Origin of the sequence: Flavobacterium anhuiense (genome assembly GCF_050990855.1) — a bacterium.
GTDB lineage: Bacteria > Bacteroidota > Bacteroidia > Flavobacteriales > Flavobacteriaceae > Flavobacterium > Flavobacterium anhuiense_C.
On record NZ_CP158861.1, the window covers coordinates 2,541,254 to 2,554,320 of the forward strand.

Annotated in this window: 17 protein-coding genes; 1 reads left to right on the forward strand and 16 read right to left on the reverse strand. The window is 33.1% G+C overall.

Annotation, left to right across the window (positions count from 1 at the left end; translation table 11 throughout):
* Positions 1-9: 9 nt before the first annotated feature.
* Positions 10-1,545 carry a YifB family Mg chelatase-like AAA ATPase gene (locus ABTV69_RS11270; protein WP_433836382.1) on the forward strand — a complete coding sequence of 512 codons (1,536 nt, stop codon included), beginning with the start codon at positions 10-12 and terminating at the stop codon, positions 1,543-1,545.
* 90 nt (positions 1,546-1,635) lie between these two features.
* Here the strand turns inward: ABTV69_RS11270 and ABTV69_RS11275 are convergent, their stop codons facing one another.
* The 16 genes from ABTV69_RS11275 to lysA form a co-directional block, all read right to left on the reverse strand.
* Positions 1,636-2,136, reverse strand: a complete 501-nt coding sequence (locus tag ABTV69_RS11275; protein ID WP_433836384.1) for an SRPBCC family protein — start codon at positions 2,134-2,136, stop codon at positions 1,636-1,638.
* A gap of 51 nt (positions 2,137-2,187) precedes the next feature.
* Positions 2,188-2,685 (reverse strand): SRPBCC family protein, encoded by a 498-nt coding sequence (locus ABTV69_RS11280; protein ID WP_433836386.1) that lies wholly within the window; start codon positions 2,683-2,685, stop codon positions 2,188-2,190.
* On the reverse strand, positions 2,675-3,001 hold the full coding sequence (locus ABTV69_RS11285; protein ID WP_433836388.1) for an ArsR/SmtB family transcription factor: 327 nt from the start codon (positions 2,999-3,001) through the stop codon (positions 2,675-2,677). Before ABTV69_RS11285 ends, ABTV69_RS11280 begins: the two co-directional genes overlap by 11 nt.
* Before the next feature lie 154 nt (positions 3,002-3,155).
* Positions 3,156-4,343, reverse strand: coding sequence for a hypothetical protein (locus ABTV69_RS11290; RefSeq protein ID WP_433836390.1), 1,188 nt, complete (start codon positions 4,341-4,343; stop codon positions 3,156-3,158).
* A gap of 220 nt (positions 4,344-4,563) precedes the next feature.
* Positions 4,564-4,929, reverse strand: a complete 366-nt coding sequence (locus ABTV69_RS11295) for a hypothetical protein (protein WP_433836392.1) — start codon at positions 4,927-4,929, stop codon at positions 4,564-4,566.
* Positions 4,930-4,987: 58 nt separating this feature from the next.
* Positions 4,988-5,158 (reverse strand): hypothetical protein, encoded by a 171-nt coding sequence (locus ABTV69_RS11300; RefSeq protein ID WP_433836394.1) that lies wholly within the window; start codon positions 5,156-5,158, stop codon positions 4,988-4,990.
* A gap of 254 nt (positions 5,159-5,412) precedes the next feature.
* Positions 5,413-5,964 carry a hypothetical protein gene (locus ABTV69_RS11305; protein WP_433836396.1) on the reverse strand — a complete coding sequence of 184 codons (552 nt, stop codon included), beginning with the start codon at positions 5,962-5,964 and terminating at the stop codon, positions 5,413-5,415.
* A 238-nt stretch (positions 5,965-6,202) separates the two neighbouring features.
* Positions 6,203-6,568 carry a hypothetical protein gene (locus tag ABTV69_RS11310; protein WP_433836398.1) on the reverse strand — a complete coding sequence of 122 codons (366 nt, stop codon included), beginning with the start codon at positions 6,566-6,568 and terminating at the stop codon, positions 6,203-6,205.
* A 57-nt stretch (positions 6,569-6,625) separates the two neighbouring features.
* Entirely contained in the window at positions 6,626-7,078 is a 453-nt protein-coding gene (locus ABTV69_RS11315; protein WP_433836400.1) for a hypothetical protein, read from the reverse strand.
* Positions 7,079-7,132: 54 nt separating this feature from the next.
* Complete coding sequence (locus ABTV69_RS11320) at positions 7,133-7,594, reverse strand: RDD family protein (RefSeq protein WP_433836402.1); 462 nt, start codon at positions 7,592-7,594, stop codon at positions 7,133-7,135.
* 76 nt (positions 7,595-7,670) lie between these two features.
* Positions 7,671-8,075, reverse strand: a complete 405-nt coding sequence (locus ABTV69_RS11325; protein WP_433836404.1) for a helix-turn-helix domain-containing protein — start codon at positions 8,073-8,075, stop codon at positions 7,671-7,673.
* 159 nt (positions 8,076-8,234) lie between these two features.
* Complete coding sequence (locus ABTV69_RS11330; protein WP_433836406.1) at positions 8,235-8,744, reverse strand: hypothetical protein; 510 nt, start codon at positions 8,742-8,744, stop codon at positions 8,235-8,237.
* Between the two features lie 229 nt (positions 8,745-8,973).
* Entirely contained in the window at positions 8,974-9,567 is a 594-nt protein-coding gene (locus ABTV69_RS11335) for a HEPN domain-containing protein (protein ID WP_433836408.1), read from the reverse strand.
* Positions 9,560-10,609 carry a ParA family protein gene (locus tag ABTV69_RS11340; protein WP_433836410.1) on the reverse strand — a complete coding sequence of 350 codons (1,050 nt, stop codon included), beginning with the start codon at positions 10,607-10,609 and terminating at the stop codon, positions 9,560-9,562. The genes ABTV69_RS11335 and ABTV69_RS11340 overlap by 8 nt, the downstream gene beginning before the upstream one ends.
* A gap of 343 nt (positions 10,610-10,952) precedes the next feature.
* Entirely contained in the window at positions 10,953-11,348 is a 396-nt protein-coding gene (locus ABTV69_RS11345; protein ID WP_433836412.1) for a hypothetical protein, read from the reverse strand.
* 180 nt (positions 11,349-11,528) lie between these two features.
* The gene (gene lysA / locus ABTV69_RS11350) at positions 11,529-12,752 is read right to left on the reverse strand and encodes a diaminopimelate decarboxylase (protein WP_433836414.1); all 1,224 of its coding nucleotides are present in this window, start codon (positions 12,750-12,752) and stop codon (positions 11,529-11,531) included.
* Positions 12,753-13,067 lie beyond the last annotated feature (315 nt).

The window sequence follows — 13,067 nt, forward strand, 5'->3', positions numbered from 1 at the left end:
TATAATTATATGTTAGTAAAAGTTTACGGAAGTGCCGTTTTTGGAGTTGAGGCCATAACAATTACAGTTGAGGTGCATATGGATAAAGGAATTGGTTATCATTTGGTTGGGCTTCCAGATAATGCCATAAAAGAAAGCAGTTTTAGAATCGCAGCTGCTTTAAAGAATAACGGATTCAGTTTTCCTGGAAAGAAAATTACAGTCAACATGGCGCCTGCCGATCTTCGAAAAGAAGGTTCCTCTTATGATTTGACTTTGGCAATGGGAATTCTTGTCGGTTCAGATCAGATCAAAGCTCCTGAAATTGAACGGTACATTATTATGGGCGAACTTTCTTTAGACGGAAGTCTACAACCCATTCGAGGCGCTTTACCTATTGCAATAAAAGCCAAAGAAGAAGGTTATAAAGGATTTTTTCTCCCGATTCAAAATGTAAAAGAAGCGGCGATTGTAGCGGGTTTGGATGTTTATGGCGTTTCAAATCTAAAAGAAATCGTTGATTTTTTCTCTGGAAAAGGAACACTAGAGCCAACAGTTATCGATACAAGAGCAGAATTCTACAAAACTTTAGATTTTCCGGAACATGATTTTTCCGATGTGCGCGGACAAGAAAGCATTAAACGCTGTATGGAAATTGCAGCAGCGGGCGGACATAACATAATTTTAATTGGTCCGCCAGGAGCGGGAAAAACGATGTTGGCAAAACGAGTTCCGAGTATTTTACCGCCAATGACTTTGCGCGAAGCATTAGAAACCACTAAAATTCATAGCGTTGCAGGAAAACTAAAAGAAGTCGGATTAATGAATCAAAGGCCTTTTAGGAGTCCGCATCATACTATTTCTAATGTGGCACTTGTTGGCGGTGGAAGTTATCCGCAACCGGGCGAAATCTCGATGGCACATAATGGGGTTTTGTTTTTAGATGAATTGCCAGAATTTAAACGAGATGTTTTAGAAGTAATGCGTCAGCCTCTTGAAGATCGAGAAGTGACGATTTCGCGCGCTAAGTTTACGATTACCTATCCTTCATCTTTTATGCTAGTGGCAAGTATGAATCCAAGTCCAAGCGGATTCTTTAATGATCCGAGTATGCCAAATACATCTTCGCCACACGAAATGCAACGTTATATGAGTAAAATTTCAGGACCATTATTGGACAGAATTGATATTCATATTGAAGTTACGCCCGTTCCGTTTGAGAAATTATCCGACGAAAGAAAAGCAGAAAGCAGTGTTGAAATTCGCAAACGCGTTACAGCCGCGAGAGAAATTCAAACCAAGCGATTTGAGACGGTCGAAAATGTTCATTACAATGCACAAATGAGCAGTAAACTAATTCGTGAATATTGCGTTTTGGACGAACCTTCAAAAGAATTGCTTAAAACTGCCATGGAGCGATTAAATCTTTCTGCCAGAGCCTACGATAGAATTCTGAAAGTTTCGAGAACCATCGCCGATTTAGATCATTCCGAAAATATTGTTTCATCTCATATTGCGGAGGCTATTCAATATAGAAGTTTGGATAGAGAAGGGTGGCTTGGTTAGAAATTGTAAATTGTTAGATGTGAAATGTTAGATGTAAAAGCCGTCATTTCCCATCTAACATTTCCCATCTCTCATCTTACAAAAAAAATATTAAGCTTTCGCAGCAAAAATAGCATCCAAGCCTTCCATTGCAATGGTAAAGCCTTCTTTGAATCCCATTTGAATAATCATTTCTAGATCCGATAATTTTTCGTGTTTGATTACGACATTAACAAAAGTAGACCCGTCTTTTTCAGAGAAAGTAACATCCCAGTCAGAACGCGGAAATTCATTATTTAAATTTCCTTCACTATCGCAAAAAGCGTCAAGCCATTTTACATTCGTTTTTGGTTCTATCGAAGTATAATCTGCAAGAGCCCAATGTTCTTCACCTTCTGGACCAACCATTGCGTACAATCTTCGTCCGCCTTCTTCAAAATTCATGCTTTTCGTTTGTGATTTCCACGGAGCTGGCGCCCACCACAAATCCAGAATTTGAGGTTCTGTCCAAGCCGACCAAACTTGTGGCAGAGAAGCATTGAATTCGCGTTTTACGTTTACAGTATTATTTTCTTTATTTACAGTAAAATTCATTAAAAGATTTGATTTCATTTTCTTTAGATTTAAAAGTTCGTTAAATAGTTAATTCGGTTAAGAAAGCTTTTATTTCTCTGCTAAGACTTTATCTAAACCTTGCAGTGCTGAAGTAAATCCTTCTTTAAAGCCCATTTCGATTACTTTTTGCAGTTCTTCAAAACTGTCACGTTTAATTACAATATCAACAATTGTAGAAGTGCCTTCTTCCGAAAAAGAAATGTCCCAATATGAACTTCCAAATTCAGAATTCGGATTTCCTTCTGCGTCAGAAAAAGTGGCAGAGTGCTTAAAGTTGTTTTTAGGAGAAATCGAAGAATATTCAAAGTAGCTCCAGCCTTCTTTTCCGTCTGGACCAACCATTGCATACAATCGTCTTCCGCCTTCTTTAAACTCCATAGATTTGGTTTTAGATTGAAACGGAGCTGGCGCCCACCATAAATCTAGAATTTCAGGTTCTGTCCATGCAGCCCAAACGTTAGACAATGGTGCGTCGAATTCACGTTTTACATGTACCATTTTATTTTCCTTGTCGACAGAAAAAATCATTAATAAATCAGTTTTCATCTTCTTTAGCTTTTAAGTTTAGTAATACTTGATCTAACTGGCTAAAACGCTGTTCCCAAATTGCTTTAAACTGCTCCAGCCATGCATCAACTTCTTTCATTTTTTCAATTTTGAGCTGATAATAAATTTCTCTGCCCAATTTCTTTTCTTCCAATAAATCACATTCATTCAGTACTTTAATGTGTTTAGAAACCGCTTGTCTTGTAGTTTGAAACTGCTCTGCAATGGCGTTTGGCGTCAAGGCAGTCGAAGAAATCAAAACTAATATTGCTCTCCTCGTCGGATCGGCAATAGCTTGAAAAATATCTCTTTTCATCTTTTTGAATATAAATTCGCAACTAATCAGTTGCAAATATACGCAACTTTTTGGTTGCGCAATTTAAAAAAGATGATTTTTTTTAAATGAAAAGAACTAAACAAAAAAAGACGCATCAAAAATGCGTCTTTTACTTTATAAACGTGTTATACAATTACCGTCTAATTTTATTCTTTACAATGATGTCTTTTAGCTTGGCTTTCAGGTCTTCACCTGTATCATACACCATCTGCTCGTTATTCGGAAACGCGATGGCACGTTTGTCAAAATAAGCTAGATAATTATCTTCGCAAGCACCTCTATTTCCTTTGTAAGTTGAATAAATGTTTTCAAAAATATATTCGCTGCTTATCGGGAAAGTCTGTGCAAGCTGATTCGTTTTTAAATCTATATAATCCACTTTTGCTGTTACCAGACACGATTTAAATTGTCTGAATTCGTAAACCGTCGCACGAAGTGTTTTGTAATTATCGACTTTAATCTCTTTGCCTAAACTATCTTTTACAGGTCTTCCGCGACTGTCCAAAAGTGTTTTTACGCCATCCTTAACCTGTCTTTCTTTTATAAATTCTTTCTCTTTAACTTGTTCTGGCGAAATTGCGATTTGTCTAAAGCTAAGAATCAAACTATAATCGTAAGTAACATTTTTCTGTTTTGCACTATGATAAACTGTCCATTTATCATTTAGTCCGTAGGTTTTAAAATCCAATAAATCTTCCTGAAGCGTTTTCGGAATCACCATATTCGTTTCATTTTTTGCATAAACATCTACGAAATCAGTTCCTTTAAAAAGCGCGTCATCCATTAGTTTTTTAGTGTCTTTGTAACCTGGATTAATGTTTTCTAAATAGGCAAAATCATCGTATGCTTTTCTAAAATCCATTTTGTTTTTAGATTTCAAAAGAGCAGAAGCGTTTTCATACAAATATTTAGAAAGCGCATTTTTGCTGTTTACAAGTTCGGTAGAATAATTATCAAAAGGGAAATAAGCATTTTTTCCTTGTTTGAGTAAAGGCAACGGAAGAAGCGGTCTAATTTTTTCCTGACGGTTATTGAGCTGTAAATAGGTATTGTAAATGCGTTCTGCATTGGCAGGATTGTTCTCTTTATTTAGCATTTCCAAATCGCGAAGATCACGATCTTTGGCTTTTGCGAAAGCTTCTTCTAGCAAATAAACGTAATCTTGCTTGCCTTTAGAATCTTTTTTGGTGCGAAGCGCTTCAACCGCGCGATCGATCGCACCATCATAATTTCCGTCGCTAAGCATTGATTGTGTTGTTTTTACGCCACAAGAAGAAAAGGCTAAAAACAATATAGAAAACAGAAAAGTAATTTTTTGCATAGTGTATTTTTGAAGGTGTAAATATATCTTTTTTAACTTTCAACAACTATGCCTTTTCTAATTTATTTAAGGAGCAGAAAAAGAAGTTTTCATAGGGAACACCTGTCCCGCTTTCGCCTATATCTTTTTATCCGCAGAAAAAGCGGCTAAAAAGGATACCGGCTCTATCGGGGCTAGATTAGAAATTTTGTTTTTATAAGAAATAACAAAATGATTCTAATTAATCACTTACTTTTTTGTACTCAAAAGTGCCAACTTGTGCATTTGTAATAACACGTTTCTGACTGTCAAAAGAGTCTATAGTAAACTCAACTGGAAGAATAACAGAAATGATGGTCAATTTAGAATTGTTTTTAGATAATTTCCATTTTGCCTTGTGCGATTCCTCTCCAATAACGCTTTCAAAATCGCCATTTTCTTTAAAAACCTGAAAAACCTGATCGGTTTTAAAACGTTCTTGAATATTTTTTTCTTTTCCGTTTTTTGTCCATTTTACCAATTGCCATTTTCCAATAAGTTCCTTAGACGTTTGTGCAGATGCCGATAAGCCAATTAAAAATACGAATGCTAAAAGTAATTTTTTCATGATAAGATTTTAAAGTTAAAGTCTAAAAATATTGATTTTTATTGATTCCGTTGATATACTAATGAATATGCTGTGCCAAAAGCGCAATTGTATTTAAGTTCTGAATAGGACTAACCGCAATTTTCCAATCTAGATTTTCGAGCTGATCTTTAAAATTGGTATTTGCAATCCAAGTTCCGTTTAAAATGACTTCTCTAAAACGATTTGCAATTTCTGTTGTAGCTTTCATATTCAATAGTTTAGAAGTTAAATTACAACCCGTTGGATGGATTAAAATAGTGTAAATTTTGACGCAGATTAGGCGGATTCGTTATCACGAAAACGCGGACAAAAACGGATTTTTTTTGATTCCTTGACAAATCTGTTTTTGTCCGCGTTTTTACGAAGTAAATCCGTTTTATTCGCGTGCTATTTATTCAAAGTTATATTTTAAGTATAATTATACCCAACGGGTTTAAATTACATCAATTTATTCGTTTTATTTTATTCCTGCTGAATCCATTCGTATTTGCCATTTTTCAAATAAATAACTCCACCGCCACAGCTTTCATCAGCATGAATGAAGATTCCGTCGTTGGGCAATTTTATTTTGTCTTCTTCAGCAACTTGTTCTTCTCCAATAATTTCGCCGTCGTCGTTTACATTATTAAAGTAAATTTCATTTTTTGGCGCTTTTTCAAAAATTCCTGCCCAATCTATTTCATCAAAACCTTGACCTAAAATATCATTTCCAAAACCGAAATAATCTGTTCGATTTCCGTTTCCGAAAGTAATTTTTAAACCGCTTTTATCATTTTTTGTGCTTCTGAAAATTTCTACTGTTTCCTCTAAATTATCTCCGTCTAAATCACACAAAATTTTATTGGTTTTATGTTTGGTCGAAAGCACAATTGTATCTGACGTTTGTGTTTCTGGTTTTTTCTTTTCAGTTACTTCCAAAGAATCTTTCGGATTAATTTTTAGAGTTTCCGTTTTTGTTTCTTTTTTACAAGAAATGGCAAATACAGACAAAAGCAGTAGCGTTCTAATTTTCATATTAATTTATTTTGGCTTGGAAATTTTAAAGCGCTAATATAAAAAAATACGTACGAAAATTTATGATTTTATAGATTATTGAATATTATCCTTATAAATCATTTTCTGAGTTGCCTCTAGCTTTAGCTGGAGGTTAGTTTGCAGTAAAAGAAAAGGCTTTAGCCAAATTTATTCATTTGGCTAAAGCCTTTTGAGACTTTTTATAAACCTTCAGCTAAAGCTGAAGGCAATTGAAATATTATTTTTGTTTTCTTGCCTTAATCTGATACACAATCTCCCAAAAAATAATTGAGAAAACAGCATTGGCAAAAATGGCAGTTTTAACCTGATACGGATCGTACTTTATCAATAAATGAAGATTCGTAAACTGCAAAGCCAGAAATAAAGCCAAAGCAGCAATTACAATAGCGCAGATTACGTTTAAAAGTGGTTTCCATTTTAAACCTAAAAAAGCATAAATAAGATTTAAAACTGCAAAACTACAACCTAAAGTGATGTAAGGATCTGTTTTTAAAACCGAACCCAATGAAAGAATATACTGAGTTAGGGTTAAGTATAAAAAGAAAAGAATAGAGTAAAACAGAATTCGTACTTGTGGTTTCATTTGCTATGTTTTTAATGAACAAAATTACTCATTTAAAATGAAGTTGCGATTAGGATTTTATTCTAAAATGGCTTCCACTTTAGTTTCCGATTTTTCTTTTAGCGGACTATCTGACTTTAAACTCCAAATAACCAAAAATCTTCCTTTTGCGATATATTCTTCTGGATGTTCCGCTGTCGGTTCGCCTGCTTTTCCCCACAATAAACCTTGCAGGAATCGGTCACCTTTAAAAACGTGATCAAATTCAAAATACATTATAGAACCGCGATCTGCTTTGCTTTTAAAACTTTGAATGGATTTACTTTTTACTGTTCCAACAATGTTGCTGTAGGTTTCGATATCATTATAAAAAGTGCAGGCTTGTGGCGTAATGCAAATATTTCCGTCGCTTACCATATAACCGCCTTTTGGAATTTCTTTTGGTTTTAGTTTTAAATCAGCAATGGTTTGGCTGAAAGAATTTATTGTAAATAGTAGGAGTAGGGTTGATAGGGTAATTGTGTATTTCATTTCTTTTGGGGATTGATTTGGTAGGCTAAAAATAGGATTTTTATTTCAGTTTAATTAAGTAAAACGTTTGTAAAATTGTTTGCTGTCTTTTGTATCTATAACAATTGTTTTAGCGCATATATCTCCTAATCGTTGATTATAAGTAGAGTTTTTTATTAGCAATATTCCCAATAGTCCGAAAAACCATAAATCAAGAATATCAAACAAATGGCGTACAAAAGATTGCTCTAAAGTAAGACTTGTTGTTTTACTATCTTTTATAGAAATAACTCGTAAATCAAATAGCTGATTTCCGAGTGTTGCTCCAAATTTCACTTCAAATCCAACCATATAGCCAAACCATATTAAAAAATTGAAGAACGCAGGAAACCCTCGTAATTCATAACCGTTTTCGGTTTTTTCGCCAAAGTATAGAAACATAACGAGAGCTACTCCAAACATCAACGAATAGTCAATTAATCCGGCAAGAATTCTTTTTTTTAGATTTGGTTTTGTGGCAATTTGTTCTGAGGTCATTTTTGGTTTTTGGGGTTATAAAAAAAGCACAAAATAAAGATTTTTGTGCTTTCGTAAAATATATATTTTCGAGAAATTATTTCCCTTTTAGTAATTTTTCTAAATATTCAACTTTGTCTTTTTCAGCTTGAACTAAACGCTCGTAAAGTTCAACAACTTTATCTAGAGGATTGAAAGTGCAAGAATTGTTAGTATTTCCACTTCCTTGAGCTCCGTTATTTGCGCTATTATCGTAAAAGTTATTAAAGAAATTAAAAACAGACTCTTCTGAAAAATTCTCAATTGCTTCAATTGTAACTCCAAGTGCTTTTGCAATTTCAGCCAATTTATCTTGATCAACAGTTTCGCTTGCTTCAATATTAGAAACGGTTTGTTGGCTTAAACCAATTGCAATGGCAAGTGCTTCCTGCTTCATACCTTTAAGCTCTCTGATTCGGCTGATATTTCTACCGATATGTCTTGGTTTTGTTGTTGTGCTCATATTTCAAAGGTATTTAATTTTTTCTGAAACAAAAATATGATTTTTCTTATGTAAATGAGCACGAAGTTCAACTTTCTTAGAATCGTTAGCGCGGATTTGTAATCCGTGCCCACAAAGAGAATCAATGAAGAGGAATGTGCTCATCTATGCGGGCACGGATTACAAATCCGCACTATCGGGTATTGCTGATTCCTTTAAACATTCTTGATAAATGTCTTCTCTCCATTTTTCGAAAAGCTCGATTAGAGCGAAAAATAATTCTTCGGATGGGTTTTCAGGCTTCGGTTTTTTTAACAAATTTCCTATTGTGATATTGTGCGATTTACCCAAGTGATTAATAACATAATCTTCCGAGCCTTGGTCCTCCATAAATATATCAGAATAATAATACTTTAATTCTAAAAGATCAAGTTTTTGTATTTCTAAAACTATGTTTTTAATTTGAGAAGGTATTTCGCATTCAAATTGTTTTTCAAATTTTTCCATTTTTTTATCATGAAAATGTAAACTGATTTTACATTCTAGAATGATATCAATATAAATTCCTAATCTCAACAATCTATATGACCAGCCGTCGAAATGGTCGTATGAAAGTATGTAATCCTCATGTAATTTGAAGTTTCCTGTTGTTGGGTCTATTCTGCGTATATTAAGTTCTTCAAAATTCATTTTATAGCTTTCTGATTGTGAGGAAAGATATAAATTATTTGAATTTTAAATTCAAATTGTCCACAATATTGTTATTTTTACAAAGGAGATCGTTAGCGCGGATTTGTAATCCGTGCCAACAAAGAGAATAAATGAAGAGGAATGTGCTCATCGTTGAGGGCACGGATTACAAATCCGCGCTATCGGGTTTACAAATCCGCGCTAACGGGTGTAAATCTTTTTCTTAAAATTATTTGATATTATTGTATATTTCATTTCCTAATTTTTCGATAAATTTGATAATATCATTGACATCGGTGGTGTTAATTGGCCATTTCTCACCAGGATCTGAAGGATTCATGTCTAATTCATGTGCTATTTTATTTCTTCTATCAATGACTAATTTTAGTTTTCTTTTTAAATCTCCAGAATTAAGAGAAAATACTGGAGATAGCTCTTCCCAAATTTTTTTATTGGAAATCAGTTTTAATGCATCAGATATTTTGTCAGGTTCTTGAAAACTTAACCACGAATGTTTTTGCCTTATGTGAGCTTGAAGAATATTTAATGATGGTCTAGATTGCAAAGTTGAAGAAATTGGAATTGTAAAATTGCTGAAATTATTTGAAACTGGTCTTCGTCTTTCATATATCTCTATCATTTCTTCTAATACAAATTCATGTATAAAATAATCAAGAGCACTTACTGTTTGTACAATTAGTAATCGATAAAAATCTTCTAAGTTAATTGCCGCTGTAACGACAGTTTTAATAGAATCTAATGTGATTTTTAAGTCTTTAGTTTCTGCAATACTTTTATTAAATAGGATTATAGAATTATTCATCTGTTAATGAAATAATTTTAGTCGCTAAATCACTGAATATGTTGTTAAATTCTTTCCTTTTTTCCTTGTCTTGTTTAAGGACTGCACCAACATGTCCAAACATAGCGTCTTTTAGAGCAAATACAGGAGTTTTATGATGTTGTGATGTAGCTATCAAAGTATTGAAATCAGGTATTTGCACCAAGCAGTAATTAGTGTTAAAATCAGTTCCTATTCTGTTATATGTATCATCAGGTAACATCATTTCAATTGGAGATATCTTATTTTTTAAATTTGTGGTAACTGAATCAGCAATACTATCAATCCACTTTTGAAATCCTTCTGTTGCACTGCCATTTCTTGGCCTGTACTTTTGAACAACTGTACCTAAAAATTTAGGGTATCCTTTAGGAAAAGGATAAGCTACATCTTCTAAATCAAGTAAATTTTGAGCATTTTCAGACCATTTTTGCCAACGAGGCAAAATTGTAGCTAAAGAGTCAATAGCCATTTTTGAAAAATAATCCGGAGATGTAGGGACTAAGAAATAATCACTAGTCATTAGGATATTTTGATTTAATGCTCCTAAACTTGGATTCATATCAATTAAAACAAAATCAAAACCATAAGTCTCGATTTCTTTTTCTAAGAAATAAGAAAATGCTCCAGGAATATTTTTTAACGCTTGAATAGAGCTTGACAATTCTTGTGCTATACCTAGTGTTATTTCATATTCAGATAAATTAATGTGTCCTGGAATTAAAAATAATCCCTTTCTGTTTTGAACACTTATTGGTTCTATAGTTTCGATAAGCTTGGGCATCGATTCAAATGCTGGCTTTAGTGCATTTTTTAAATTCTTTTCAGGATAATTAATGTAAAATTCTTCAAATTCCTCATCGCCAGAATAGCCTAGAATTAAACCAGTTAAATTACATTGTGGATCAGCATCTACTAATAATACTTTAAATCCCATTTCAGCTAATTTCCAACCAAGATTAAAAGTTGTAGTGGTTTTGCTAACGCCTCCTTTATGATTAAATAATGCTATTTTTTTTGACATATAATTACAATTAGTTTATTATGTGATTGTGTACAGTTTAAAAATAATCTTTTTTAACTAATAAATGTAAAAAAAAACTTAATTGTTTTTAGCTTTTAAGTTGAATTTCTAAAGCATTGGAATAATATTGTTTTTTAGAGATTACATAGTTCGGTTTTTCTGTTTTTTTAATTATTTGATTAAATTAATTCTGCAACAAAAAAATCCCGCCTCAATTAAGAAACGGGACTTCGATGATATTCTCTTTTTTTCTATTTTTAAACTGTTGCAGCAATTTCTTCTGGCAACGGAATTTGATTTTTAAGTAAATCTTCGAAAGCTATTCTGTAGTTATTCAATAATTTTATTCCTTTTTCGAAATATAGAAAAAATTCATATCGTATTCTTTTGATGATTTTATAGGGTAAAGTTTATCATCCTTAATTAACCACTTTTTATTGGCTGGAAAAGCATCATTATTTTTCAGTATTAAGATGTCTTTTTTAATAGTCCAAGTACCAGAAGTTGTTTTTGTGTCACCAAGAGTATAACTCATTTCAAAAGTTCCATCAGTTTTGAAATTTGCAGTTGATTGTAGCCAACTTGTCTGAAACTCATATATTCCAGAAACAATTGAATTGGTTTGTTGTTGATTGTTTACGAATGGTTGTTTCTCAGTTATACCAGCAGAGTAAGCTGATAAAAAGAAAATCGTTATCATGTAAAAAGAAATACGAGTAATTGTTTTAAATTTAGTCATGGTATAGATTTTTGATGTTTTGGTCTTCTCAAATATAGTATTTTTAGCGTTAAAAATGTTTCAATTGAAAACGATTAAAGAATATCGAGTAATCTAAAATCAGAACTCTAAAACCTACAATAAAAAAATCCCGTCTCAATTAAGAAACGGGACTTCGGTGATATTCTCTTTTTTTTTATTTTAAACTGTTGCAGCAATTTCTTCTGGCAACGGAATTTGATTTTTAAGTAAATCTTCGAAAGTTTCGTGAGCACGAATCAAGATTCCTTTTCCGTCTTTCCAAAGAACTTCAGCTGGTTTGTATCTTGAGTTGTAGTTCGAAGACATTGAGAAACAGTATGCTCCAGCGTTTCTGAAAGATAAAATGTCTCCTTCAGTAATTTCTGGAATTCTACGGTTGTTTGCAAAAGTATCTGTTTCGCAAATGTATCCTACAACAGAGTAAAAACGCTCTTTTCCTTTTGGGTTAGAGATGTTTTCAATATGGTGTGAAGATCCGTACAACATCGGGCGAATTAAGTGGTTGAAACCACTGTCAACTCCAGCAAATACTGTTGATGTTGTTTGTTTTACTACGTTTACTTTTACTAAGAAATGACCTGCTTCACTCACCAAGAATTTTCCTGGTTCGAAAATCAATGTTAAATCTCTTCCGTATTCTGTACAGAAAGCATTGAATCTTTTAGATAATTTTTTACCTAATTCTTCGATGTCTGTTTCGATATCGTCTTTTTTGTAAGGTACTTTGAAGCCGCTTCCGAAATCTAAGAATTGTAAATCTTTGAAATGTTTCGCTGTATCAAACAGGATTTCAGCAGCATACAAGAATACTTCGATATCTAAAATATCAGATCCTGTGTGCATGTGAATACCAACAATGCTCATTTTTGTGTTCTCTACAATTCGCAAGATATGCGGAATTTGATGAACAGAAATACCGAATTTACTATCGATATGTCCAACAGAAATATTAGCATTTCCACCCGCCATGACGTGCGGATTGATACGAATACATACTGGAATATGAGGATGTTTTGTTCCGAATTGCTCCAGAATAGATAAATTGTCAATATTGATTTGTACACCCATTGCAGCAACTTCTTCGATTTCTTCTAAAGAAACTCCGTTTGGTGTAAAGAAAATTTTGTCAGGATCATAGCCAGCGTGAAGTCCTAACTGAACTTCCTGAATTGATACAGTATCTAAGCCAGACCCCATGTTCTTTAATAACTGAAGAATTGCAATGTTAGACAATGCCTTCATGGCATAATTAACTCTTAAGTTTTCTACCTTAGAGAAAGCTTTAGTTAATCTGTTGTACTGAGATTGGATTTTTTCAGCATCGTAAACATACAATGGACTTCCAAATTGGTCTGCTAACTGCAGTAAATCTTTTGCTTGCATTTTTCAAATTATTTTGAGCAAAGTTATTACACTTTTGATTACCAGCAAATAAATTGCAGAAAAATAACAAATTATAACAAATTGTTTTATTTTAAACAAAAAGTTGTTGTTTTTGGAATTTTGTAACTCTTTTTAAGATGCTAAGGTTCTGAGATGCTAAGATACTAAGTTTTTTTTGCTATGAATTGATTTTTTTTCGCCACGAATTATCGAATTTTCTCTAATTCAAAAAGGCTGCTGAATTAATTTTTGCCACTGATTCCACAGATTATATGGATTAATTTTATTTTTTCGCCACGACCCGAGCGATAGCGA

Excerpts from the sequence above, each read along its gene's own strand:
- ABTV69_RS11290 (WP_433836390.1), bottom strand. The coding sequence starts at position 4,343 with ATGCAAAAAATTACTTTTCTGTTTTCTATATTGTTTTTAGCCTTTTCT.
- lysA (WP_433836414.1), bottom strand. The coding sequence starts at position 12,752 with ATGCAAGCAAAAGATTTACTGCAGTTAGCAGACCAATTTGGAAGTCCA.
- ABTV69_RS11300 (WP_433836394.1), bottom strand. The coding sequence starts at position 5,158 with ATGAAAGCTACAACAGAAATTGCAAATCGTTTTAGAGAAGTCATTTTA.
- ABTV69_RS11270 (WP_433836382.1), top strand. The coding sequence starts at position 10 with ATGTTAGTAAAAGTTTACGGAAGTGCCGTTTTTGGAGTTGAGGCCATA.
- ABTV69_RS11310 (WP_433836398.1), bottom strand. The coding sequence starts at position 6,568 with ATGAAACCACAAGTACGAATTCTGTTTTACTCTATTCTTTTCTTTTTA.
- ABTV69_RS11340 (WP_433836410.1), bottom strand. The coding sequence starts at position 10,609 with ATGTCAAAAAAAATAGCATTATTTAATCATAAAGGAGGCGTTAGCAAA.
- ABTV69_RS11280 (WP_433836386.1), bottom strand. The coding sequence starts at position 2,685 with ATGAAAACTGATTTATTAATGATTTTTTCTGTCGACAAGGAAAATAAA.
- ABTV69_RS11305 (WP_433836396.1), bottom strand. The coding sequence starts at position 5,964 with ATGAAAATTAGAACGCTACTGCTTTTGTCTGTATTTGCCATTTCTTGT.
- ABTV69_RS11345 (WP_433836412.1), bottom strand. The coding sequence starts at position 11,348 with ATGACTAAATTTAAAACAATTACTCGTATTTCTTTTTACATGATAACG.
- ABTV69_RS11320 (WP_433836402.1), bottom strand. The coding sequence starts at position 7,594 with ATGACCTCAGAACAAATTGCCACAAAACCAAATCTAAAAAAAAGAATT.
- ABTV69_RS11295 (WP_433836392.1), bottom strand. The coding sequence starts at position 4,929 with ATGAAAAAATTACTTTTAGCATTCGTATTTTTAATTGGCTTATCGGCA.
- ABTV69_RS11275 (WP_433836384.1), bottom strand. The coding sequence starts at position 2,136 with ATGAAATCAAATCTTTTAATGAATTTTACTGTAAATAAAGAAAATAAT.
- ABTV69_RS11335 (WP_433836408.1), bottom strand. The coding sequence starts at position 9,567 with ATGAATAATTCTATAATCCTATTTAATAAAAGTATTGCAGAAACTAAA.
- ABTV69_RS11315 (WP_433836400.1), bottom strand. The coding sequence starts at position 7,078 with ATGAAATACACAATTACCCTATCAACCCTACTCCTACTATTTACAATA.
- ABTV69_RS11330 (WP_433836406.1), bottom strand. The coding sequence starts at position 8,744 with ATGAATTTTGAAGAACTTAATATACGCAGAATAGACCCAACAACAGGA.
- ABTV69_RS11285 (WP_433836388.1), bottom strand. The coding sequence starts at position 3,001 with ATGAAAAGAGATATTTTTCAAGCTATTGCCGATCCGACGAGGAGAGCA.
- ABTV69_RS11325 (WP_433836404.1), bottom strand. The coding sequence starts at position 8,075 with ATGAGCACAACAACAAAACCAAGACATATCGGTAGAAATATCAGCCGA.